Origin of the sequence: Streptomyces sp. NPDC127097 (assembly GCF_042724075.1) — a bacterium.
Taxonomy (GTDB): Bacteria; Actinomycetota; Actinomycetes; order Streptomycetales; family Streptomycetaceae; genus Streptomyces.
In genome coordinates, this window is record NZ_JBHXFI010000026.1 from 1 (window position 1) to 21,895 (window position 21,895).

A 21,895-nucleotide genomic window follows, 5' to 3' on the forward strand; every position below is an offset into this window, starting at 1 on the left:
TCAGGCAGTGGGGCAGCAACGGCGAGCAAGCCACAAACGCCGGCCGAGGCAAAGCGCAGCGCTTGGCGCAACGGCGGGGGCACCGCGTAGCGGGCCACAAACGGCGAGCAACAACCACGGCGGGACGGCCGAAAACGTGGGAGGCAGTCCACATCGTGGGATGGGGAGGCGACGAAATTCGTCACTTTCCGCCGCCTCGGCGACCCCCGTCGCAAAGGCCCCGGCCGGACCCGGCCCAGGACGCCCCCGGCCCCGTCAAATGGGGGCTGACCGGCGTCGCGGGGGCCCCGCTCATGGGCCCGTCGGAGGGTCAACGACGGCACCCGTTGACCACTCGAAGTGATCGGCGGAATACAAAAAGCTGCAAAAGTCGCCTCGGGTCCGGAACCCAGGTGAGCTATTCTGCTGGGCAAGAAGGATCCGGGCAGCGTTGCCCCCGGGTCCTTTTGTGCTTTCAGCCGCCTGTCGCGCGGTGGGAAGGACCCGTACGAAGCAGTGCCGCAGACTCCCCCGGCCAGGGCCGGGTGGTGCCCCCGTCGCAGGGACCGAGGAGGAACCAGACGTCATGGGCGAGCGAAGCAGGCAGGACCGCACGCAACCGAGGACACAGCACCCCGAGAACCGGGTAGGTGGTCGGACGTGAGTTCACTTCTGCTGCTGACCAACGCACTCCAGCCGTCGACGGAGGTGCTCCCGGCGCTCGGCCTGCTGCTGCACAGCGTGCGGGTGGCTCCCGCCGAGGGCCCGGCCCTGATCGACACCCCGGGGGCCGACGTCATACTGATCGACGGCCGTCGCGACCTGCCGCATGTGCGGTCCCTGTGCCAGCTGCTGCGGTCCACCGGGCCGGGTTGTCCGCTGGTCCTGGTGGTGACGGAGGGCGGGCTCGCCGCCGTCACGGCGGACTGGGGCATCGACGACGTCCTGCTGGACACCGCGGGCCCGGCCGAGGTCGAGGCGCGGCTGCGGCTGGCGATGGGCCGCCAGCAGATCACGACCGACGACAGCCCGATGGAGATCCGCAACGGTGATCTCTCGGTGGACGAGGCGACGTACAGCGCGAAGCTGAAGGGGCGGGTCCTGGACCTGACCTTCAAGGAGTTCGAGCTGCTGAAGTATCTGGCGCAGCACCCCGGCCGGGTCTTCACCCGCGCCCAGCTGCTCCAGGAGGTGTGGGGCTACGACTACTTCGGCGGTACGCGGACGGTCGACGTCCACGTCCGGCGGCTGCGCGCCAAGCTCGGGCCCGAGCACGAGTCGCTGATCGGCACGGTCCGTAACGTCGGCTACCGCTTCGTGACGCCGGAGAAGGTGGAGCGGGCGGCGGAGGCCAAGGCCAAGGAGGACGCGGCGAAGGCGGCGCAGTCCGGCCGCGGCGCGGCGCCGGCCGAGGGCCGCGGCGGCGGGGACGGTGACGGCTCCGGGAAGGCCGTCGCCGCGGGCGCGGACTCCCCGGCCGCACGACCTGCCCGCCGGTAGCACCACCCGCGTAGACTGCCGCGCGTGGCCAAGGTGACGCGGGATGATGTGGCAAGACTGGCGGGTACGTCCACCGCCGTTGTCAGCTACGTCATCAACAACGGACCAAGGCCGGTCGCCCCGGCCACGCGCGAGCGGGTACTCGCCGCCATCAAGGAGCTCGGCTACCGGCCGGACCGCGTCGCCCAGGCGATGGCGTCCCGCCGTACCGATCTCATAGGTCTGATCGTGCCGGACACCCGGCAGCCGTTCTTCGCGGAGATGGCGCACGCGGTCGAGCAGGCCGCCGCCGAGCGCGGGAAGATGGTGCTGGTCGGCAACGCCAACTATCTCGACGAGCGCGAGGTGCACTATCTGCGCGCGTTCCTCGGGATGCGGGTCTCCGGGCTGATCCTGATCAGCCAGGGGCCCAGTGAGCACGCCGCCGCCGAGATCGATGCATGGGATGCGCGGGTGGTGCTGCTGCACCGGCGGCCGGACGCCATCGACGATGTCGCGGTGATGACGGACGACGTGTGGGGCGCCCAGCTGGCGACCCGGCATCTGCTGGAGCACGGCCATCCGTATGTCGCCTTCCTCGGCGGTACGGAGGAGACCCCGAAGTCCGGCGACCCGGTCACCGACCATGTCGAGGGCTGGCGGCGGGCCATGCTGGAGTCCGGGCGGTCGCCGGAGGGCTACTACTTCCAGGCCCCGTACAACCGCTACGACGCCTACCAGGTCGCGCTGAAGCTGCTGGCCGGCCCGGAGCGGCCGCCGGCCATCATGTGCGCGACGGACGACCAGGCCATCGGGGTGCTGCGGGCCGCCCGCGAGCTGCGTATCGATGTGCCCGGCGAGCTGGCGGTCGCGGGCTTCGACGATGTGAAGGAAGCCGCGCTGACCGATCCGCCGCTGACCACGGTCGCCTCGGACCGGGAGGCGATGGCGCGGGCCGCGGTGGATCTGGTGCTGGACGACGGGCTGCGGGTGGTCGGCTCCCGGCGGGAGCGGCTGCGGCAGTTCCCGTCGCGGCTGGTGGTCCGGCGCTCCTGCGGCTGCGGCGGCTGAGCGAGCCGGGTACGCGCCGCTGATCCGGCCGTCTTTATACCGGGCATACCCACTTCTGTCGGGTCTCTCAGGACGTTCTCAGACAGCTCTCATGGTGCGGTCGCAGAGTCATCACCATGACCCAGAGCTACCGCCGAAGCGGCGATGAGATGCCACAGCACCGGCCGTACGCGTACGGCGACGACGAGCAGGGCCATGGCCAGGATCAGGGCCACGGCCAGGATTTCGGGCAGCACCAGGATGACGGCCGGCGTCAGGATCATGGCCAGGGCTACGGCCGCGAGGCGTACGGGGGGAACGCCGCGGGCGGCCCGGGTGCCTCGTACGCCGGGTTCGGTGAGGGGGCGGTTCCGCCGCCGCCCGCGTACGCACCCGAGCCGCGGCGGCGGGTCCGGCGGCCGGTCGCGCTGATCGCGGCGGTGGCACTGGCCTCGGGTCTCGTCGGGGGTGGCAGCGCGGCGCTGATCGCCGGCGCCACCAACAAGGCGACGCAGAACACCTCCTCCACCCCGCTCGTCAACGCGGGCAAGAGCAGTGGCAGCGGGGTCTCGGGGGTGGCCAAGGCGGTCAGCCCGGCGATCGTGGAGATCAAGGCGCGGACCGCCGGCGGCGAGTCCACCGGTTCCGGGGTGGTCGTCACCAGCGGCGGCGAGATCGTCACCAACAACCATGTGGTGGCCGGCGCGGACTCGGTCACCGTCACCTTCAGCGACGGCGGCCGGAAGACGGCCAAGGTCGTCGGCACCGACCCCGACAAGGACCTGGCGCTGGTCAAGGTGCGCGGCGCCAAGGACCTCACCGCGGCCTCGCTCGGCGACTCCAGCAAGCTCACGGTCGGCGACCAGGTGGTGGCGATCGGCTCGCCCGAGGGGCTCACCGGGTCCGTGACCAGCGGAATAGTCTCCGCCCTCGACCGGGACGTCACCGTCCCCAAGGAAGAGGGACAGGGGCAGGGGCAGCAGGGCGGGCCGGGCGGCCGCGGCGGCTGGCCGTTCGAGTTCGGCGGGAATCAGTACAACGGCGACACCGGCTCGTCGAAGACCTCGTACAAAGCCATCCAGACCGACGCCTCGCTCAACCCCGGCAACTCCGGTGGCGCCCTGATCAATATGCAGGGGCAGATCATCGGCATCAACTCCGCGATGTACTCACCGAGTTCGGCGTCGAGCAGCAGCGCGGGCAGCGTCGGCCTCGGCTTCGCGATACCGATCAACACCGTCAAGGCCGATCTCGACACCCTGCGCGGCGGCGGCAGCAGCGGCGTCTGACCGCCCGCCCGCCGCCCTGCCCCCGCCCGGCACGAGAGGCTGCGTCTCCCTCTCGGATCGCCCGTCGTCGTGCAAGGCTGAGCACCAGCCGTCCGCACACCCGAGGTCCGAGGTAACCACGCACATGAGCCCCGTCGAGCACGGTGACCATCCCGCCCGCATCCTGATCGTCGACGATGAGCCCGCGGTCCGTGAGGCCCTCCAGCGCTCGCTGGTCTTCGAGGGGTATGTGACCGAGCAGGCGGTCGACGGGCTGGACGCGGTCGAGAAGGTCGCCGTCTACGACCCGGAACTGATCGTGCTGGATGTCCTGATGCCCCGAATGGACGGGCTGACCGCCGCCCGCCGGCTGCGGGCGAGCGGGGTGACCGTGCCGATCCTGATGCTGACCGCCCGGGACACCGTCGGCGACCGGGTCACGGGGCTGGACGCCGGCGCCGACGACTATCTCGTCAAGCCCTTCGAGCTGGACGAGCTGCTCGCCCGGATCCGCGCCCTGCTCCGCCGCAGCTCGTACGCGGCGGCGGCCGGTGCCCCGCCCGAGGCGGGCGAGGTCCTGAGCTTCGCCGACCTGCGGATGGACCTGGCGACCCGCGAGGTCACCCGGGGCAGCCGGCAGGTCGAGCTGACCCGTACGGAATTCACCCTGCTGGAGATGTTCCTCGCCCATCCGCGGCAGGTGCTCACCCGTGAGCAGATCCTGAAGGCCGTATGGGGCTTCGACTTCGAGCCCACCTCCAACTCCCTCGATGTGTATGTGATGTATCTGCGTCGCAAGACGGAAGCGGGCGGCGAGCCGCGGCTGGTGCACACCGTGCGGGGGGTCGGCTACGTCCTGCGGACGGACGGCGGGGCGGAATGAGCACGGCGACCACCCACGGGGGAGTGGCGGCGGACGGTGTGCGCAGCCGGCTCGGCGCCCGGATCGCGCGGCTGCCGCTGCGCTCGCGGCTGACCCTGCTCACGGCGGCCGCGGTGGCGGTGGCGGTGGCGGTCTCCGCGCTGGCCTGCTGGCTGCTCGCCCGCGCCCAGCTGCGCGACGAGGTGGACAGCTCGCTTCAGAACGTCAGCGTCCCCGCGGACTATCTCCAGCTGACCTACGCCAAGTGCCAGCCCACCGACCCCACCGAGAGCAAGAACGCCCCGCCCTCCTACTACAACGTCCAGATCGTCCAGATCGACGGCTCGCGCTGCATCGGCCCCAACTCCCAGCCGGTGCAGGTGCAGCGCGCGGATGTCGCGGTGGCGCAGGGCCTGGCGCGGGACACCCTGCATGACGCGGTCACCACCGGCGGCGCGGACGTCCGGGTGCTGACCAAGCACATCGGTGTCCAGGGCGTGCAGTTCGCGGTGTCCATCTCGCGCCCGCTGACCGAGGTCGACAGTGCGCTGAACCGCCTGGCGCTGCTGCTGGTCGCCGTCGCAGGGCTGGGCGTCGTGGGCGCGGGCACCGCCGGTCTGGTCATCGCGCGCTCCGGTCTCAAGCCGGTGGACCAGCTGGCCGACGCGGTCGAACAGGTCGCCCGCACCGAGGACCTGACCATCCGCATCCCGGCCGAGGGCGAGGACGAGATCGCCCGGCTCTCCCGCTCCTTCAACTCCATGACCGCGGCGCTGGCCGCCTCCCGCGATCTCCAGCAGCAGCTGATCGCGGACGCGGGCCATGAGCTGCGGACGCCGCTGACCTCGCTGCGTACCAATATCGATCTGCTGGTGCGCAGCGAGCGGTCCGGCCGGCCGATCCCGCCCGCCGACAAGGAGGCGCTGCTGGCCTCGGTGAAGGCGCAGATGGGGGAGCTGGCGGAGCTGATCGGCGATCTCCAGGAGCTGTCGCGGCCGCCGGCGCCGGGGCAGAGCGCCGTCGCGGTGGTGGCGCTGCACGAGATCGTCGGCGCGGCGCTGGAGCGGGCCCGGCTGCGCGGCCCGTCGCTGACCATCGCGGCGGACCTGGCCCCCTGGTTCGTCCGGGCCGAGCCGGCCCCGCTGGAGCGGGCGGTGGTGAATCTGCTGGACAACGCGGTGAAGTTCAGCCCGCCCGGCGGGACCGTCGAGGTGCGGCTGGCCGGCGGCGAGCTGACCGTACGCGATCACGGCCCCGGTATTCCGCAGGACGAACTCCCGCATGTCTTCGAGCGGTTCTGGCGCTCGCCGTCCGCCCGCAGCCTGCCGGGCAGTGGCCTGGGGCTGTCGATCGTGGCGCGTACGGCGGAGCAGGCGGGCGGTGCGGTGCGGCTGCGGTCCGCGGACGTCGGCGGCACCGAGGCGGTGCTGACCCTGCCGGGCGCCGCGACCCCGCCGCCCGGGATGCCGGGGCCGACGGGCCCCCGCTAGGGGGTGTCGTATGCCCAGGGGCCGCGGCGGCGGCCCCGTCCCCTACGGCGCCCGCCACCGCGGCCCCTGTCCGGCCGCTGCTCCGGCTACTTCTTCGGCTGCTTCTTCGCCGCGTCCCCGAACGGCAGCTCCGACCCCGTGATGTCGGCGCGGATGCCGTCCTCCTCGACGGAGATGTTGCGCAGCCGGACGTTCCCGGGCGTCTTGGGAAGCTGGAAGGACAGCGAGAGCTGGTCCGCGAGCTGCGGCTTGGTGAGCCCGGTCAGCGCGCCGAGGATCTTCGGGTCGATACCGACCTTCTCCAGCAGCCACGGGTGGTCGGCCACCACATCGACCAGATTGACCGTCATCAGCTTCTGGACGAAGCGCGGCGACCCGGTCAGCTCGTGCAGCTTCTCCTCGTTGCGCAGCGCCTCCTGGATGTACGGCTTGGGAATGCCGATCCGGTCCGCGATCGCCGGGATGCTCAGCATCGACTTGACCTTGGCGGCCTGCCGGCTGAGCTCGGCGGCGGTCTTGCGGGTCAGCCGCAGGCCCTCCTCCTTGCCGGTGCCGGGGCGGTAGACGGCGATATCGCCGATGTCCAGACGCATCCGGCTGATGTCGGTGGAGACCCCGCGGTCCCCGGCCCGCCGGATGCGCGCCTCGGCCCGTACGCGCAATTTATGGCCGGCGATCGGCAGTTGACCGACCGCGCGCACCACGTTCGGCCCCCGTTCGCTGAACTTCACCTGCGAGGCCCCCAGCTCGCGGTTCATGTCGTCGAAGGCGAGCAGCACGCTGCCGTTCATGGTGCCGATCGTGGCGCCCTTGATGGAGCTGGGCAGATCGCCGTCGATGCGTACGTCATTCGCGGTGGCCTCGAATTTCGCCAGCGAAACCCGGTCGGCGGCCAGGTCGGGAATCGTGACTTTCACCTGGTCGACATGCTTGTCCATGACCTGGGTGAGGAACGGGAATCCCTTGATGTCGACCTCGGGAGTGGCGTTCAGATGCAGCGCGTCCTTCACCTTTTTCGCCGCCGCGTTCTGGACGTACAGCACCGCGAACCGGTCGAAGAGCGTCAGGAATGCCACCCCGACCAAAGCGGTGACCAGCAGTTTCAGGGTGATCGACATGGCGGCGAACTTGCTGAGTCCGCGCTTCTTGCGGCGGCTGCGGTTGCGGTTGCCGTTGCCGTTGCGGCGGCGGTGGTTCGGCGGCTTCCATGCCTCGCCGGTCTCCTCGTCCGAGCGCAGTCCGAGGCCCAGCGGGTCGTCGCTGTCGTCGCGCTCGTTGAGGTAGGTGCGGCGCCGCGGGGTGCCGTCGATGTCGAACGAGCCGAATTCCGGCTCGGGTTCCGGCTCCGGCTCGGGGTCGGCGAGGGCCGCCAGGTCCGCGTAGGGATTGATCGCGTCGAGCTTTCTGGTGTCGCCGGTGGGGTCGTCCTGGGCGCCCGGCGCGGGGTAATGCGAGGAGTGCGGCGCGGCGGGCGTGGGCGAGGGTGAAGATATGCGTGTGGGGGTTCGCATCCGCTCATCTCACCACGAGCGGGTCCCTTGAACGCAAGTCGTACCGGAAGTAAGTCGCATACATAACGGTTGTCCCGCCGCTCTTGGCAAAAAATTGGCGGCGCGGCCACAGCGACGTGAACTACCGTCACATCTCTTGTGACCCGGACAACAGCGCGCGGCCGGGCGTCCATTGACCCATACCTGGGCCCTCCGCGCCATTGCCCGGCTCAGTCGTTTCCTTCCTCGCATTCAGCTCATTCACCCAACAAACGGAAGACGGTTGTCATCCCATGAAGTCGCAGGAAGCTGCCCCCATGATCGTTGTGACCGGCGCAACCGGCAACATCGGCCGCGTACTTGTCAGCCGGCTCCTCGCGGAGGGCGCCGCGGTCCGCGCGCTGACCCGCGATCCGGCACGCGCCGGGCTGCCCGCCGAGGCCGAGACCGTCCGCGCCGATCTCACCGGCGCGGACGCCCTCGAACCGCTGCTGGCCGGTGCCGAGGCGCTGTTCCTCAATCTCGCGGCCGGCGGCGACCACGCCGCGGCGGCGCTGACCGAGGCCGCCGTCCGGGCCGGTGTCCGCCGGATCGTCCTCAACTCCTCGATGGCGGTGACCGATACGCCGGAGGACGACGCGCACCACATCGCCCGCCTGCACGCCGGTCTGGAGCGCGCGGTGCGGGACTCCGGCCTGGAGTGGACCTTTGTCCGCGGCGGCAACTACGCCACCAACGCGCTCGCCTGGGCCCCGGCGATCCGCACGTCCGGTGTGGTCCGCGACGCGCACCCGGACGCCCGCGGCGTCCCCGTCCACGAGGCCGACCTCGCGGATGTCGCGGCCGCCGCCCTGCTGGACCGCAGCGGCGCCCACCTCGGCCAGGCGTATCTCGTCACCGGCCCGGCGGAGCTGACGGTGGCTCAGCAGGTCGCCGAGATCGGCCGGGCCACCGGCAAGGAGACCCGGGTCGAGCAGATCTCCGAGGAGGCGGCGGCCGAGGCGATGGCCGGGCCGCACTTCCCCAAGGAGGCCGCGCTGGAGCTGGTCCGGATGTTCGGCCGTACGGTCGAGGCGCCGGCCTTCCCCGTCTCGGACGCCGTCGAGCGGATCACCGGCCGCCCGGCCCGGACGTTCGCCCAGTGGGCGCGGGATCACGCCGCCGACTTCTCCTGACCGGACGGGCCGCCGGTGCTCCCGGCGGCCCGCAGGCCCCGGTGGTGGAGCACGGCCAGCGGCAGCAACACCACCGCGCCCACGAAGAAGTACGTATTGATCACCATGCCGGTCCAGAACTCCCCCGACGACGGATCGGCCGGCCGCTCCGCCAGCCCCAACAGCCCGTACGGGGTGAGCCCCATGGCCGTGGTGACGTTCTCGACCAGCCCCGGCACACCCCGTACGACCAGCAGCAGCGCCCCGAACCAGAGCGGCAGCAGCACCATCCAGGGCGGCAGCCGGCGGCCCCACGGCCGGACGGTCGCGAGCGCGAGGACCGCCCCGGCCGCCGACATCGCGGTGATCAGCCCGTCGTAGGCGAGAAACCCCCACACCGGGACGCGGTCCCCGCCGCCCATCGCCGACCGGTAGTCGATCCCCATCCACAGATGCCAGACGAACGACACCGCCAGCCACCCGAAGGCCGCATACGCCCAGAACACCGGCCGCCGGCGCACCGTTCGCACGCCCGACGAGCCACGCCCCGCACCACCCACAGAAGTCCTCATGCCCGCCACGCTACGAACGCCCCGCCCCCACGGCGTCCTCCCACGGACCCGTCCCCTTCCCCCACCCGACGGAGCCCCCACTCCCCCTAGGGGACCCCACTCCCCCTAGGGGACCCCACTTCCCCTACGGGACCCCGCTCCCCCCAGGGGACCCCCATGCCCCCGGCCCCACCGAAATTCCTTTGCCGTCGCCCCGCTCCCCGCCCTACCGTCCGCGCATGCTGCCTCGCGTGGACACGGACGACGAATGGGACGCGATCGTCCCCGACGAAACGGTGATGCGGCCGGGCGTCGCCGCGCTCTGCACCCGGCTCGGTCTCCGAGCCGACCCGCTCACCCGCTACTCAGCGGGCTCCCAGCCCGTCTACGCCGTCGGGAACCGCTATGTCCTCAAGCTCTTCCCCGCCGCCGCGGCCGACGACGGCGTGACCGAGGCCCACGTCCTCACCCATCTCCAGGGCCAACTCCCCGTCCCCACCCCGTACGTCCACGACGCCGGTACGTACGAGAACGGCTGGCGCTACGTCCTGATGTCCCGTCTGCGCGGCACCGACCTGGCCGTCACCTGGCCCCGCATACCCCGCGCCGACCAGGACCGGATCGCCACCGAAGCCGGGGAGACCCTGGCCGCCCTGCACGCCCTGGACCCGTCACCGCTCACCGGAATCCTCGGCCCCGGCGACTGGGACGACTTCCGCACCCGGCAGCACACCACCGCGGTCGACCGTCAGCGCGCCCACGGCCTCCCCGAACCCTGGCTGGAACAGATCCCCGCCTTCCTCGCCTCCGCGCCCCCCGCCGCCCCCGGGCCGGACGTCCTCCTCCACACCGAGTTCATGCGCGAGCACCTGACCGTCGACGAACACGACGACTGGCGCCTGACCGGCCTCCTCGACTTCGAACCCGCGATGCTCGGCCGCCCCGCCTACGACTTCGTCGCTGTCGGCCTCTACGTCTCCCGCGCCGACCCCCGCCTCCTCGCCCGCATCTTCCGCGCCTACGGCGAGACCTTCACCCCCACCGACCTCCTCACCCACACCCTCCTCCACGTCCACAGCAACCTCCCCCGCTACCTCCGCGAACTGCCCGCCCCGCCCGAGCCGACCCTGGAGTCCCTGGCGGAGACGTGGTTCGGGGTGGGGTGAGGGCGGGGCGGGCAGTTCAGGGGCGGGCGGAGGGCGAGCGAAGGGCGGCGGACGCGGCGGCCACCCGATCGCCCGCCGCGTCCTCCTGCTTACTGGCCCCTGCCTACTGCCTGCCTCTCACTCCCTACTTCACGACCGTGATCCGATCAGCCTTCGGCGGGGTGAGGGGCTTGTCCGCCGAGGAGTGTGCGGTCAGGTAGGCGGTGAAGGCGTCGAGGTCGGAGGGGCCGACGTGCTTGTTCTTGGCGTCCTTGAAGGCGGGGAAGCCGTCGCCGCCGCCGGCCAGGAACTCGTTCATGGCGACGCGGTAGGTCTTGGCCGGGTCGAGGGGCTCGCCGTTCAGCTTCACCGAGTCCTTGACGACGCGGTCGGCGCCCGTCTTGGTCATGTCCAGGGTGTAGGTCAGGCCCCTGGAGACCTGGAGGATCTTCGGGGAGGCCGCGTTGGGGCCGCTGACCTGCTGCTGGAGGCCGCTGAGGAGCTGGGCGCCGGTGAGGTCGATGACGTTCATCATGTTGGTGAACGGCTGGACGGTGAACGCCTCCCCGTAGGTGACGACCCCGTCGCCCTCCGAACCGGACGCCTTGAAGGCGAGGTCGGAGCGGATGCCGCCCGGGTTCATCAGGGCGAGCTGGGCGCCGCCCTTGTCGTCCGCCTTGGTGGCTTCGAGCTGGGCGTCGGAGATGACATCGCCGAGCGGTGACTCGGGGGCGTTGGCGCCGCGGCCCGCGATATCGGCGGAGATATGGCCGACGGGGCGGCCGGCGACCGGCGCGGCCAGCTTGTTCCAGCGGGCGATCAGCGAGGTCATGTCCGCGGCCTTGGGCTGGGTGCGGTCGACGACGTGGTTGGCCGCGTGGGGCGCCTTGACGGTGGTCCGCACGATGTCGTGGGTGCGGCGGTCGTAGGTGAGCGTGGTGTCGGTGTAGAGCTTGCCGTACGACGCGGCGGAGGTGACGGTACGCGGCCGGCCGGACGGGTCCGGGATGGTGCAGGCGTACGCCTGGTGGGTGTGGCCGGTGACCAGCGCGTCGACCTTTGAGGTGACGTGCTGGGCGATCTCGGTGATCGGACCGGAGATGCCGTCGCCGGGGCCGGGGCTGTCGCAGTTGTAGTTGTACGAGGTGGAGGCGGGCATGCCGCCCTCGTGGATGAGCGCGACGATCGACTTCACGCCCTGCTTGTTCAGCACCTTGGCGTACTTGTTGATGGTCTCGACCTCGTCATGGAACTTCAGGCCCTTGATGCCCTCGGCGTTGACGATGTCCGGGGTGCCCTCCAGGGTCACCCCGATGAAGCCGATCTTGACGCCCTTGTGCTTCCAGACGGAGTACGGCTTGAGCAGCGGCTTGCCGGTCTTCTCGTCCGTGACATTGGCGGTGAGGTACGGGAAGCCGGCGCCCGGGAACTTCTTGCCGTCCTCGTAGCAGCCGTCCTTCGGGTGACAGCCGCCCTTCTGAAGGCGGGTCAGTTCCGTGCGGCCCTCGTCGAATTCATGGTTGCCGACGGAGGTGACATCGAGGCCCAGCTTGTTCATCGCCTCGACGGTCGGCTCGTCGTGGAACAGCCCGGACAGCAGCGGGCTGGCCCCGACCAGGTCCCCGGCCGCGGCGGTCACCGAGTAGGGGTGACCCTTACGGGCCGTCCGCAGCGACTGCGCGAGGTACTCGGCGCCGCCCGCCGGAACGCTCTTCTTGCCGCCGTCCGCCTGGAGCTCCTCGACCGTGCCGGAGGAGCCCTGCGGCGGTTCCAGGTTGCCGTGGAAGTCGTTGAAGGACAGCAGCTGGACGTCGATGGTGCGGCCGGTGCGGGCGCCGCGGCCGGTGTCGGCGCCGGCCGGCAGCGCGCCGGCGGCGATTCCTGCGGCGGCCAGTACGGCGGCGCCGATCGTCAATCTTCGTACGGCGCGGCGCCGTTGCGGTGTCGCGGGCATGGGGGTCCCCTCCTGGATGTTGCTGAGCGGACGGCAGCTTAAGGTCCACGCGCGTAGCGCAACAGGGGGGCACGGGTGACGAGCTGGTTGCGGGGGAGGGGACCGAGTGCGGGTGGTACCCCGCCGGGGGCCCGGGGGAGTCGTACGCTTCACACATGAATGACGCTGCACAGGAGATGGGCCGGGCCGGCCGCAGGATCCAGGTGGTCGACGAGCTGGCGCCGGAAGCGGGCGCGGCCGTCCTCGAGCTGATCGAGCGGGCCGCGCGGACGGACGGACAGTCCGCCGTGTCCGAGCAGGGGCGGCTCCAGCTGCGCGGGGGCCGGCGCGACGGCGTGCGCCATGTGCTGGTGTACACGCGCGGCGACGAGGGCGAGGAGCTGGTCGCCTACGGGCAGCTGGAGGACACCGACCCGGTGGAGGCACCGGCCGCCGAACTGGTGGTCCACCCCGGGCACCGGGGCCGCGGGCACGGCCGGGCGCTGGGCGGTGAGCTGATGGAGCAGTCCGGGCGCCGGCTGCGGGTGTGGGCGCACGGCGGGCATCCGGCCGCCCGGCACCTCGCCCAGACCCTGGGGCTGACGATGTTCCGGGAGCTGCGGCAGATGCGGCGCCGGCTGACGGATCTGGAGCTGCCGGAGCCCGTGTTGCCGGAGGGCGTGACCGTACGGACCTTCCAGCCGGGCACCGATGACGCGGCCTGGCTGGAGGTGAACGCGGAGGCGTTCGCGCACCATCCGGAGCAGGGTTCGCTGATCCAGCGCGATCTGGACGACCGCAAGGCCGAGGCGTGGTTCGACCCCAAGGGCTTCTTCCTGGCGGAGAAGGAAGGGCGGCTGGTCGGCTTCCACTGGACCAAGGTGCACGCCGACGAGGGCCTGGGTGAGGTCTATGTGCTGGGCGTGCGGCCGGGCGCCCAGGGCGGCGGCCTGGGCAAGGCGCTGACCTCGATCGGGCTGCGCCATCTGGCCGGCCAGGGGCTGCCCACCGCGATGCTGTACGTGGACGCGGACAACAAGGCGGCGGTGACCGTGTACGAGCGGATGGGGTTCGCGACCCACGAGACGGATCTGATGTACCGGTCGGAGACCTGAGACGGGGCGCCTGTACCGGTCGGAGACCTGAGACCGGGACCGGGCGCCGGACGAGCGTGCCGCGGGGCGGGCCCATCGGGGTCCGCCCCGTTTCGTCGCCGCTGCCGGGCGGGCTCCTCCTACCGGGCGCGTTTCTCCTACCGCGCGCGCTCTCCTGCCAGGCCCGCTCTCCCGCCGGGCGCGCACCGCCTCCTACCGGGCCCGCTCCTCCTGCTGGGCCCGCCACTCGCGCGCCGGCATCGCGTAGATGACCTCGTCGCTCCACTCCCCGTCGAGGAGCGAGTTCTCCCGCAGCCGGCCCTCCCGGCGCATTCCCAGCCGTTCGAGCAGCCGGGCCGAGGCGGTGTTGCGGCCGTCCAACTCGGCCTGGATGCGGTGCAGTCGCAGCTCCTCGAAGCCCAGCTTCAGCAGCGCCCGGCTCGCCTCGGTGGCGTAGCCGTGGCCGGCGTGGCCGGGGTGGAAGACGTAGCCGATGCGGCCCTGGCGGCTGCTCTTCCAGAGGAAGGTGACATCGCCGATCAGGGTGCCGCTGTCGCGGACGACGACGGCGAGCTGGAGGCCGTCGCCGGACTCGCGCAGCGTCGTGCGGGTGGACCTGGAGGCGACGAAGTCCCGGGACGCGGCCTCGTCGAAGGGGCCCGAGTAGAGGTAGCGGCTGACCTCGGGGCGGCACCGGTAGGCGTGGACCGCTGCGAAGTCGTCGAGGGCGAGAGGGCGCAGATACAGGCGCTCGGTGCGTAGCGGGTAGTCGGGGGTGTACGGCGGCGGCGGCGGTGGTGGTGGTGCGGGTGCGGAAGAGGAGGCCACCCGGGCAGCGTAGGCAGCTGAGGTTGACAGGTGCAGCCCATTTCCCCCACCCTTTCACTACTTAATTAGTGGAATGGCTCAGGGGGGGGCGGGATGCGGCCGATGGCCATGGACCAGGTGACCGGCCGGACCTCGGGGCGTACCGCCGTCGAGGCGGTCGGCCTCGGCAAGCGGTACCGCCGCCGCTGGGCGCTGCGCGACTGCACCTTCCGGCTGCCGGCCGGCCGTATCTGCGCGCTGGTGGGGCCCAACGGCGCCGGGAAGAGCACCCTGCTCTCGCTGGTCTCCGGGCTGACCCGCCCCCGCGAAGGCTCCGTACGGGTCTGGGGCGAGGCCCCGGCCGGCACCTCGGCCCGGGTCGCCCACCTCACCCAGGGCACACCGCGCCACCCCCGGCTGACGGTCGCCGAGACCCTGCGCCTGGGCAGTGAGCTCAACCCCGGCCGGTGGAACGGGCGGTGCGCCGAACGGATCGTCCGGGACGGCCACCTCCCCCTCGATGCCCGGGTCGGCACCCTCACCGGCGGGCAGCGCACCCGTCTCGCCCTGGCCCTCGCCTTCGCCAAGAGCCCCGAACTCCTGCTGCTCGACGAGCCGCTGGCCGGTCTCGACCCGCTGGCACGGCACCGGATCACCGCACTGCTGCTGGCCCAGGCCGCCGAGCAGGGCACCACCGTCGTGCTGTCGTCGGACCTGCTCGCCGAGCTCGACGGGGTCTGTGACCATCTGCTGGTGCTGGGCGGCGGCCGGGTGCGGCTCGCGGGCGAGGTCGATGACGTCATCGGGGCGCACGCCCTGGTGATGGGGCAGCGCCGGGGTGCGGCGCTGCCGCCCGAGATCGCCGCGCATCCGGTCGTCGAGGCGCAGCTGTCGGGGCGTCACTTCACCGCGGTCGTACGGCGCGAGGGCCCGGTGGCGGCCGGGCCCTGGGAGGTCGCGGAGCCGTCCCTGGAGGAGCTGCTGCTCGCCTATCTGCGCGCGCCAGGCGCACCCGACCTGATCGCACCGAGCGCGGAACCGGTCTCGGTGCCCGGGCGCCGCCGGCCCGGCAACAAGCCCGGTATCCCCGGCCTGCCGCGCAACGGGCCGCCCGGCCCGGCAGGGGTGCGGGGCGCCTGGCAGTACCCGCCGGACAACGCACCACGCACACGGCACATCCATCACAGCGGCAAGGGAGCGGCGGCATGACCACCACAGCACACCTCGGGGCGAACGGGGCCGGACCCGCCGCGGGCGATCCGGGCGGGACCCGGGAGGCGGGCGGCCGCGGCCGGCTGGGCGGTCTCGTCTGGCTGGTCCGGCGGCAGCACCGGCTGTTCTTCGGCGTGCTGCTCGCCGCCGTGGCCGCCGGCATCGTCTGGTGCGTGGTGCTGCGTGGCCGGGCGGCCGCGTTCATCGACGCCCACCACCTCGACGGCTGCTCGATGATCTCCCTGGTCCCACGCTGTGACGGCACCCAGGATGCGGTCATCGCCTTCCGCAGCACCTACGGCGTGCCCCTGGAACTCGCCGAGGCGGGGCTGCTGTTGCTGCCCGTACTGATCGGCCTGTTCCTCGGCGCGCCGCTGATCGCCCGCGAGTTGGAGGCCGGCACCCACAAGCTCGTACTGACCCAGTCGGTCGGCCCGCTGCGCTGGCTGGCGGCGAAGACCGCGCTGCCCGCGCTGGTCGTGCTGACCGCCACCACGGCGCTCTCGGCGGTGTTCGCCTGGATGTGGCAGGTCGTCGGCGACGAGGTGTCCGGCTCCTACTGGTACTCGGTCCTCGGCTTCGCCGCCCTCGGCCCGGTGCCGGTCGCCCATTCCCTGCTGGCCCTGGCGATCGGGGTGCTGGCCGGGCTGCTGCTGCGCCGTACGGTGCTGACGATGGGGGTGACGCTGGGCGCCATGGTCGTGGTCCAGGTCGCGCTCCAGCAGATCCGGCCGTACCTGCTGCCGGCCGGGACCACCGAGTTCGGGCCCAAGGAGTCCGCCCAGCTGCCGGACAACGCCTGGCTCGTGAGCCAGGGTTACTACACCCGCTCCGGCGCCCATCTGCCCGACACCGTCTGTGAGTCCGCGGGCAACTACGAGGGCTGTCTGCGGACGAACCACGTGGTCGGCCAGTACATGGACCACCACCCGGTGTCGCACCACTGGCCGCTGGCGTGGATCGAGAGCGGCATCGTGCTCGCCCTGACGGCCGTACTGACCGTGATCGCTTTCCGGGTGATGCGCCGCGAACAAGGCTGAGGCGCCGCCGGGGAATTCCGGCGGGTTCTCCGCCCGGAGGCTACCGGAACTCCGGGAGCTTCCGGGATTTCCCCTTCCGCCCCCTCGCCGTGGCATTTCGTGCCACGGGAATTCCGGCTCGGGCTCGAAAAGGGCGGGATGGGGGCGGGGCGGGGCGCCGGGTGCCGTCCCGGCGGACCGGCGGACCGGCGGACCGGCGGACTGGCGGACCAGCGGGGCACCGGCCCCGGCGCGAGGCGCCGCCCGACGGCCCCGGCCGCCGCCTGCGCCCCACCGGCCACCAAACCGCCCAGGATCTCGCCGGCGGCCCGCCCCACCGGATCGCCGGGAATTGCAGAATCCCGCCGCATCCCGCCGCATCCCGACGCCTCCCGCCGCATCTCCTCCGCCGCGGCCGCATTCCCCCCGTCATTCCTCACCCGCATTCCGCAAGATCACCACCCCCGCAATTCCTTGATCGGAAAGCCGCGCATTTCTCCCGGCTCTCCGCGCGTGTTACAAAGGCAGCGCAGGGGAAAGACAAGGGACGCGGCCCGCCGATCGGCCTCCGGCCCCGGGCCTCCGAGCCCCGCCGCCCCCGGCGTGGCGCCGGGCCCCGGCCGACCCGAAATACCCCTGGGAGTAGCACCCCGCTTGCCTGTCCGCCATATCCGCGTTACCGGCGATTCAACGTCGCTTGCGAGCATCGCTGAATGCAGCCCGCTGTGCCGACCGTCCCGAACCCGAGGCTCCATCTCGCGCCGCCGCCACCTCCTGACGCGCCTGGAACCCCCGGAACGCGGAAGAATAAGGCCATGAACCAGCAGCCCAGCGCTCAGGCACAGGTCCAGCCCGAGATGTCCACCACGAAGCCCCCGCAGGCCCCGGCCCCCTCGGCCCAGCCTTCCGTGGGCTCGATCGCCGCGCACCGCCCGCACGCGGTCCGCGGCACGGTGCCCGGTCTGGAGCCCGACCTGGACGCCGATCCGGATGCGTACGAGGACCAGGGCGTGGTGGGCGCCGACGGGGAGGAGCTGCCCAGCGGCCGGTTCCTGGACCGCGAGCGGAGCTGGCTGGCCTTCAACGAGCGGGTGCTGGAACTGGCCGAGGACCCGGCCACCCCCCTCCTCGAACGGGCGAACTTCCTGGCGATTTTCGCCAGCAATCTGGACGAGTTCTTCATGGTCCGGGTCGCGGGTCTGAAGCGGCGGATAGCCACCGGCGTCGCCACCCGCTCCGCGTCCGGGCTCCAGCCCCGTGAGGTGCTGGACCTCATCTGGACCCGCTCCCGCGAGCTCATGGCCCGGCACGCCGCCTGCTTCCAGCAGGACATCGCCCCCGAGCTCGCTGACCAGGGCATTCATCTGATCCGCTGGCCCGAGCTGACCGAGAAGGAGCAGGCCCGCCTGTTCACCCTCTTCCGCCAGCAGATCTTCCCGGTGCTCACGCCGCTGGCGGTGGACCCCGCGCACCCCTTCCCGTACATCTCCGGCCTCTCGCTGAATCTGGCCGTCGTCGTACGCAACCCGGTCAGCGGCCACGACCACTTCGCGCGGGTCAAGGTGCCGCCGCTGCTCTCCCGCTTCCTGGAGGCGTCGCCGCAGCGCTACGTCCCCATCGAGGACGTCATCGCCGCCCACCTGGAGGAGCTGTTCCCGGGCATGGAGGTGCGCGCGCACCACATGTTCCGGGTCACCCGTAACGAGGACCTGGAGGTCGAGGAGGACGACGCGGAGAACCTCCTCCAGGCGCTGGAGAAGGAGCTGATGCGGCGGCGCTTCGGACCGCCGGTCCGTCTGGAGGTCGAGGAGTCCATCGACCCGGCCGTGCTCGACCTGCTCGTCCAGGAGCTGAAGATCTCCGACGCCGAGGTCTATCCGCTGCCCGGCCCGCTGGACCTGACCGGCCTCTTCGGCATCGGCGCCCTGGACCGGCCCGAGCTGAAGTACCCCAAGTTCGTGGCCGGCACCCACCGTGACCTCGCCGAGGTGGAGTCGGCGTCCGCGCCGGACATCTTCGCCGCCCTGCGCGCCCGCGACGTCCTGCTGCACCACCCCTACGACTCCTTCTCCACCTCCGTCCAGGCGTTCCTGGAGCAGGCCGCCGCCGACCCGGACGTGCTCGCGATCAAGCAGACGCTCTACCGCACCTCCGGTGACTCGCCGATCGTGGACGCCCTGATAGACGCCGCGGAATCCGGCAAGCAGGTGCTCGTCCTCGTCGAGATCAAGGCCCGCTTCGACGAGCAGGCCAACATCAAGTGGGCGCGGAAGCTGGAGGAGGCCGGCTGCCATGTCGTCTACGGCCTGGTCGGCCTCAAGACGCACTGCAAGCTGTCGCTCGTGGTCCGCCAGGAAGGCGAGATGCTGCGCCGCTACTCCCATGTGGGGACCGGCAATTACCACCCCAAGACGGCGCGGCTCTACGAGGATCTCGGGCTGCTGACCGCCGACCCCCAGGTCGGCGCCGACCTCTCCGATCTCTTCAACCGGCTCTCCGGCTACTCCCGCCGCGAGACCTACCGCCGCCTCCTGGTCGCCCCCAAGTCCCTGCGGGACGGCCTGGTCCAGCGGATCAACAAGGAGATCGAGAACCAGCGCGCGGGCCGCGACGCCTACGTCCGGATCAAGGTCAACTCGATGGTCGACGAGGCCGTCATCGACGCGCTCTACCGCGCCTCCCAGGCCGGGGTGCCGGTCGACATCTGGGTGCGCGGCATCTGCGCGCTCCGGCCGGGCGTCACCGGCCTGAGCGAGACCATCCGGGTCCGCAGCATCCTCGGCCGCTTCCTCGAACACTCCCGGATCTTCGTCTTCGGCAACGGCGGGGAGCCCGAGGTGTGGCTGGGCAGCGCCGACATGATGCACCGGAATCTGGACCGCCGGATCGAGGCGCTGGTGCGGGTCGCCGACCCGGCGCACCGCGCCTCCCTCAACCGGCTGCTGGAGCGGGGGACGTCGGATGCCACCTCGTCCTGGCACCTGGGCCCGGACGGGGACTGGACCCGGCAGGCGGTGGACGCGGACGGCGCGCCGCTGCGCAACGTACAGGAAATGCTCATTGACGCCCGGAGGCGCCGGCGTGGCCCAGCGACATGACCAGCCGAGCGGAGGACCGGCGGGTCTCCTCGGAATCGGATACGAGCCCGGCCGGGCGCCCGGCGCCCGCGCCGCGGTGGTGGACGGGCCGTACGGGGGGAACGACGGCATGTACGGGCCGGACGACACCGGGTACGGGGCCGTGACGGCCGCCCGCACCGGCGAAGACGACGGCGGCGACCGCGGAACCGGCCCCGACATCGGTGCCGGCCTCGCCTCCCATACGGCCGACGAGGTGCTCGCCGAGTATCTGCACCAGCAGTCCGCGGACTTCCTGCGCAGTCTGCGGCTGCACCGGGAGAGCGGTTCGGACGCCGAGGGCGCCGGTGAGGCCGCCCGGCAGCTGCGCCGCGCCGCCCGCCGGATCAGCGCCACCCTGCACACCTTCCGGCCGCTGACCGAGGAGGACTGGGCCGACCAGCTCCGCTCCGAACTGGGCTGGCTGTCCGGCACCCTGGCCCGCGAACAGGCGTGCGCGGCCCGCCGCGAACGGCTGATGACGGCCCTCCAGCGGCTGACCGGCCGGGGCCCCGAGCGCAGCGACCGGACCGGCCGCGGAGAACGAGGCAAACGCCCCGACCGCACACCCACGGGCCAGCCCACCTCCGCCACCGCCCCCTCCGCGGCGCCCTCCTCCCCCTCTTCCACTTCCTCTTCCTCTTCCTCCTCCGACCCGGACCCCGACGGCGCGCTGTCGGCCGGTGCGGCGCGCGCCGGGGCGCTGCTGGACCGCCAGCTCACCCTCGCCCGCACCCGCGCCCACTCCGCCGCGCTCCAGGCCCTGGGCTCGGCCCGCTTCCACGCCGTCGCCGACTCCGTGGCGGTGCTCGCCTCCGAGGTGCCACTGGCCCCCGAGACCGCCGAGCTGCCGGCCGACGAGGCGCTCCCGCCGCTCGTAGAGCAGGCGCACCGGCGGCTCGCGGAGGCGGTCGCCACCCTGCCGCTGTCCCGCGCGGGCTACCCGTACAACGCCGCCGCTCTCGCCGCCGACCAGCGCCAGGACGCGCCCTGGCACCAGGCCCGGATGCTGGTGCGGCTGAGCCGCTACGCCCGGGAGGTGATCGCGCCGGAGACCAGCGACCTCCGGCTCGCGGAGGCCGGCCGGGCCCTGGAGTGGCACCGGGACGCCGCCGAGGCCGCCGCCGCAGCCGCCGCCGCGGCCCGCACCCCTCGCATCGCCCCGGCCACCGCCTACGCCCTGGGCGTGCTGCACGCCGACCAGCGCCACGAGGTGGAGGCGGCCCGCTTCGCCTTCGGCCGCGTCTGGCTGCCCCGGACACCGGACCGCAAAGGCTGAGGAGGCGACGCGGGACATGAACGCGCGGACGGGGCGCGGCCGGGCTGAGAAGGTGGCCCCATGACCGCACGGAAAGGGGTGCCGAGGTGACGTCCCCCCAGAAGCCGGTACGGGCCGCGGGCTGCGTCCTGTGGCGCCGCGCCTCGACCGAGGAGGGGCTGGAGATCGCCCTCATCCACCGCCCCAAGTACGACGACTGGTCCCACCCCAAAGGCAAGCTGAAGCGCGGCGAGAACCCCCTGGCCGGTGCGGTGCGCGAGGTGGCCGAGGAAACCGGCATGGACTGCCGCCCCGGCGCCCCCCTCCCCACCTCCTCCTACATGGCCAACGGCCGCCCCAAGACCGTCCGTTACTGGGCAGCCGAGGCCCTCGCCGGCGCCTTCACCCCGAGCACCGAGGTCGACCGCCTGGAGTGGCTCTCCCCCACCGACGCCCGCCACCGCCTCACCCAGGAACGGGACCGGCCGTTGGTGGATGCGTTGCTGGCGGCGTTGCATCTGGCGTGAAGGGCCTGATGGATGGCGGTCACGATCCTCCGGCGACCGTCGTCCTCCACCTCGTCACCGACCTCGCGAAGCCCATGCATCACCACGCCGCTTCCTGCGCGGCCTTCCGCTTGGCGATCGCCTGACCCAGCTGGATGGCGTACAGCTCCACCTGCCCCGGGTCCATGACGAGCAGGGACGGCTCCGTGGCGCCGTCGCGGTGGTGGACGGTCACCGACAGCGCGGCCTGCTGGGCGCGGGCGTCGTAGGCGATGTCCCGCTGATCGATCGTGATGTGTGAGATCACGGGCGTCTCCTCATCGGTCGGGGAGTCCGGTCCGCCCCACCTCTCGGCGGCAGGCGCGAACAGGGCTGTCAAGCATCCGGCGGAAGGAGCCTCCCGACGGCTGGTATTCACTCAACTCCCCGACGGCTCACCGGGTAAGGGAGCAGAGTGGAGAGACGGTTGAACTGGTTGAACG

General features: G+C 72.1%; 18 protein-coding genes. 13 read left to right on the plus strand and 5 right to left on the minus strand.

The window, feature by feature from the left end; all coding sequences use genetic code 11:
• Positions 1–639: 639 nt before the first annotated feature.
• The 5 genes from ACFWJW_RS20355 to ACFWJW_RS20375 all read left to right on the plus strand — a co-directional run bounded on the left by ACFWJW_RS20355 (position 640) and on the right by ACFWJW_RS20375 (position 6,128).
• Positions 640–1,479 carry a response regulator transcription factor gene (locus ACFWJW_RS20355; RefSeq protein ID WP_387242993.1) on the plus strand — a complete coding sequence of 280 codons (840 nt, stop codon included), beginning with the start codon at positions 640–642 and terminating at the stop codon, positions 1,477–1,479.
• Positions 1,480–1,503: 24 nt separating this feature from the next.
• Positions 1,504–2,529, plus strand: a complete 1,026-nt coding sequence (locus ACFWJW_RS20360; RefSeq protein WP_387242996.1) for a LacI family DNA-binding transcriptional regulator — start codon at positions 1,504–1,506, stop codon at positions 2,527–2,529.
• A gap of 116 nt (positions 2,530–2,645) precedes the next feature.
• Positions 2,646–3,797: a S1C family serine protease gene (locus ACFWJW_RS20365; protein WP_387242999.1), complete on the plus strand. Its 1,152-nt coding sequence runs from the start codon at positions 2,646–2,648 to the stop codon at positions 3,795–3,797.
• A 124-nt stretch (positions 3,798–3,921) separates the two neighbouring features.
• Complete coding sequence (locus tag ACFWJW_RS20370; protein ID WP_387243002.1) at positions 3,922–4,659, plus strand: response regulator transcription factor; 738 nt, start codon at positions 3,922–3,924, stop codon at positions 4,657–4,659.
• The gene (locus ACFWJW_RS20375) at positions 4,656–6,128 is read left to right on the plus strand and encodes an ATP-binding protein (protein ID WP_387243005.1); all 1,473 of its coding nucleotides are present in this window, start codon (positions 4,656–4,658) and stop codon (positions 6,126–6,128) included. The genes ACFWJW_RS20370 and ACFWJW_RS20375 overlap by 4 nt, the downstream gene beginning before the upstream one ends.
• An 86-nt stretch (positions 6,129–6,214) precedes the next feature.
• On the opposite strand, the gene ACFWJW_RS20380 is transcribed toward ACFWJW_RS20375, so the two are convergent.
• A complete protein-coding gene (locus ACFWJW_RS20380; RefSeq protein WP_387243009.1) occupies positions 6,215–7,639 on the minus strand; it encodes a DUF2993 domain-containing protein in 1,425 nt (474 codons plus the stop codon).
• Between the two features lie 296 nt (positions 7,640–7,935).
• Between ACFWJW_RS20380 and ACFWJW_RS20385 the strand changes: the two genes are divergently transcribed.
• Positions 7,936–8,793, plus strand: coding sequence for an SDR family oxidoreductase (locus ACFWJW_RS20385; RefSeq protein WP_387243012.1), 858 nt, complete (start codon positions 7,936–7,938; stop codon positions 8,791–8,793).
• Here ACFWJW_RS20385 and ACFWJW_RS20390 read toward each other — a convergent pair.
• Positions 8,772–9,344, minus strand: a complete 573-nt coding sequence (locus tag ACFWJW_RS20390; RefSeq protein ID WP_387243015.1) for a DUF3995 domain-containing protein — start codon at positions 9,342–9,344, stop codon at positions 8,772–8,774. The two genes, ACFWJW_RS20385 and ACFWJW_RS20390, sit on opposite strands and share 22 nt — an antisense overlap.
• Before the next feature lie 218 nt (positions 9,345–9,562).
• Here ACFWJW_RS20390 and ACFWJW_RS20395 point away from each other — a divergent pair, with 218 nt between their 5' ends.
• Positions 9,563–10,489 carry an aminoglycoside phosphotransferase family protein gene (locus tag ACFWJW_RS20395; RefSeq protein WP_387243018.1) on the plus strand — a complete coding sequence of 309 codons (927 nt, stop codon included), beginning with the start codon at positions 9,563–9,565 and terminating at the stop codon, positions 10,487–10,489.
• A gap of 124 nt (positions 10,490–10,613) precedes the next feature.
• Here the strand turns inward: ACFWJW_RS20395 and ACFWJW_RS20400 are convergent, their stop codons facing one another.
• Positions 10,614–12,422, minus strand: a complete 1,809-nt coding sequence (locus ACFWJW_RS20400; protein ID WP_387243021.1) for a bifunctional metallophosphatase/5'-nucleotidase — start codon at positions 12,420–12,422, stop codon at positions 10,614–10,616.
• 155 nt (positions 12,423–12,577) lie between these two features.
• Between ACFWJW_RS20400 and mshD the strand changes: the two genes are divergently transcribed.
• A complete protein-coding gene (gene mshD / locus ACFWJW_RS20405) occupies positions 12,578–13,516 on the plus strand; it encodes a mycothiol synthase (RefSeq protein ID WP_387243024.1) in 939 nt (312 codons plus the stop codon).
• 192 nt (positions 13,517–13,708) lie between these two features.
• On the opposite strand, the gene ACFWJW_RS20410 is transcribed toward mshD, so the two are convergent.
• Complete coding sequence (locus tag ACFWJW_RS20410) at positions 13,709–14,323, minus strand: GNAT family N-acetyltransferase (RefSeq protein WP_387243027.1); 615 nt, start codon at positions 14,321–14,323, stop codon at positions 13,709–13,711.
• A gap of 102 nt (positions 14,324–14,425) precedes the next feature.
• On the opposite strand from ACFWJW_RS20410, the gene ACFWJW_RS20415 reads away from it, so the two are divergent.
• The 5 genes from ACFWJW_RS20415 to ACFWJW_RS20435 all read left to right on the plus strand — a co-directional run bounded on the left by ACFWJW_RS20415 (position 14,426) and on the right by ACFWJW_RS20435 (position 21,434).
• Entirely contained in the window at positions 14,426–15,511 is a 1,086-nt protein-coding gene (locus tag ACFWJW_RS20415) for an ATP-binding cassette domain-containing protein (protein WP_387243030.1), read from the plus strand.
• Positions 15,508–16,554 (plus strand): ABC transporter permease, encoded by a 1,047-nt coding sequence (locus tag ACFWJW_RS20420; RefSeq protein WP_387243033.1) that lies wholly within the window; start codon positions 15,508–15,510, stop codon positions 16,552–16,554. Before ACFWJW_RS20415 ends, ACFWJW_RS20420 begins: the two co-directional genes overlap by 4 nt.
• A 794-nt stretch (positions 16,555–17,348) precedes the next feature.
• Entirely contained in the window at positions 17,349–19,631 is a 2,283-nt protein-coding gene (locus ACFWJW_RS20425; RefSeq protein WP_387243036.1) for an RNA degradosome polyphosphate kinase, read from the plus strand.
• The gene (locus ACFWJW_RS20430; protein ID WP_387243039.1) at positions 19,594–20,928 is read left to right on the plus strand and encodes a CHAD domain-containing protein; all 1,335 of its coding nucleotides are present in this window, start codon (positions 19,594–19,596) and stop codon (positions 20,926–20,928) included. Before ACFWJW_RS20425 ends, ACFWJW_RS20430 begins: the two co-directional genes overlap by 38 nt.
• A gap of 86 nt (positions 20,929–21,014) precedes the next feature.
• On the plus strand, positions 21,015–21,434 hold the full coding sequence (locus ACFWJW_RS20435) for an NUDIX hydrolase (protein WP_387243042.1): 420 nt from the start codon (positions 21,015–21,017) through the stop codon (positions 21,432–21,434).
• Between the two features lie 79 nt (positions 21,435–21,513).
• Here ACFWJW_RS20435 and ACFWJW_RS20440 read toward each other — a convergent pair whose 3' ends face one another.
• Positions 21,514–21,720: a hypothetical protein gene (locus ACFWJW_RS20440; RefSeq protein WP_387243045.1), complete on the minus strand. Its 207-nt coding sequence runs from the start codon at positions 21,718–21,720 to the stop codon at positions 21,514–21,516.
• Positions 21,721–21,895: the final 175 nt, after the last annotated feature.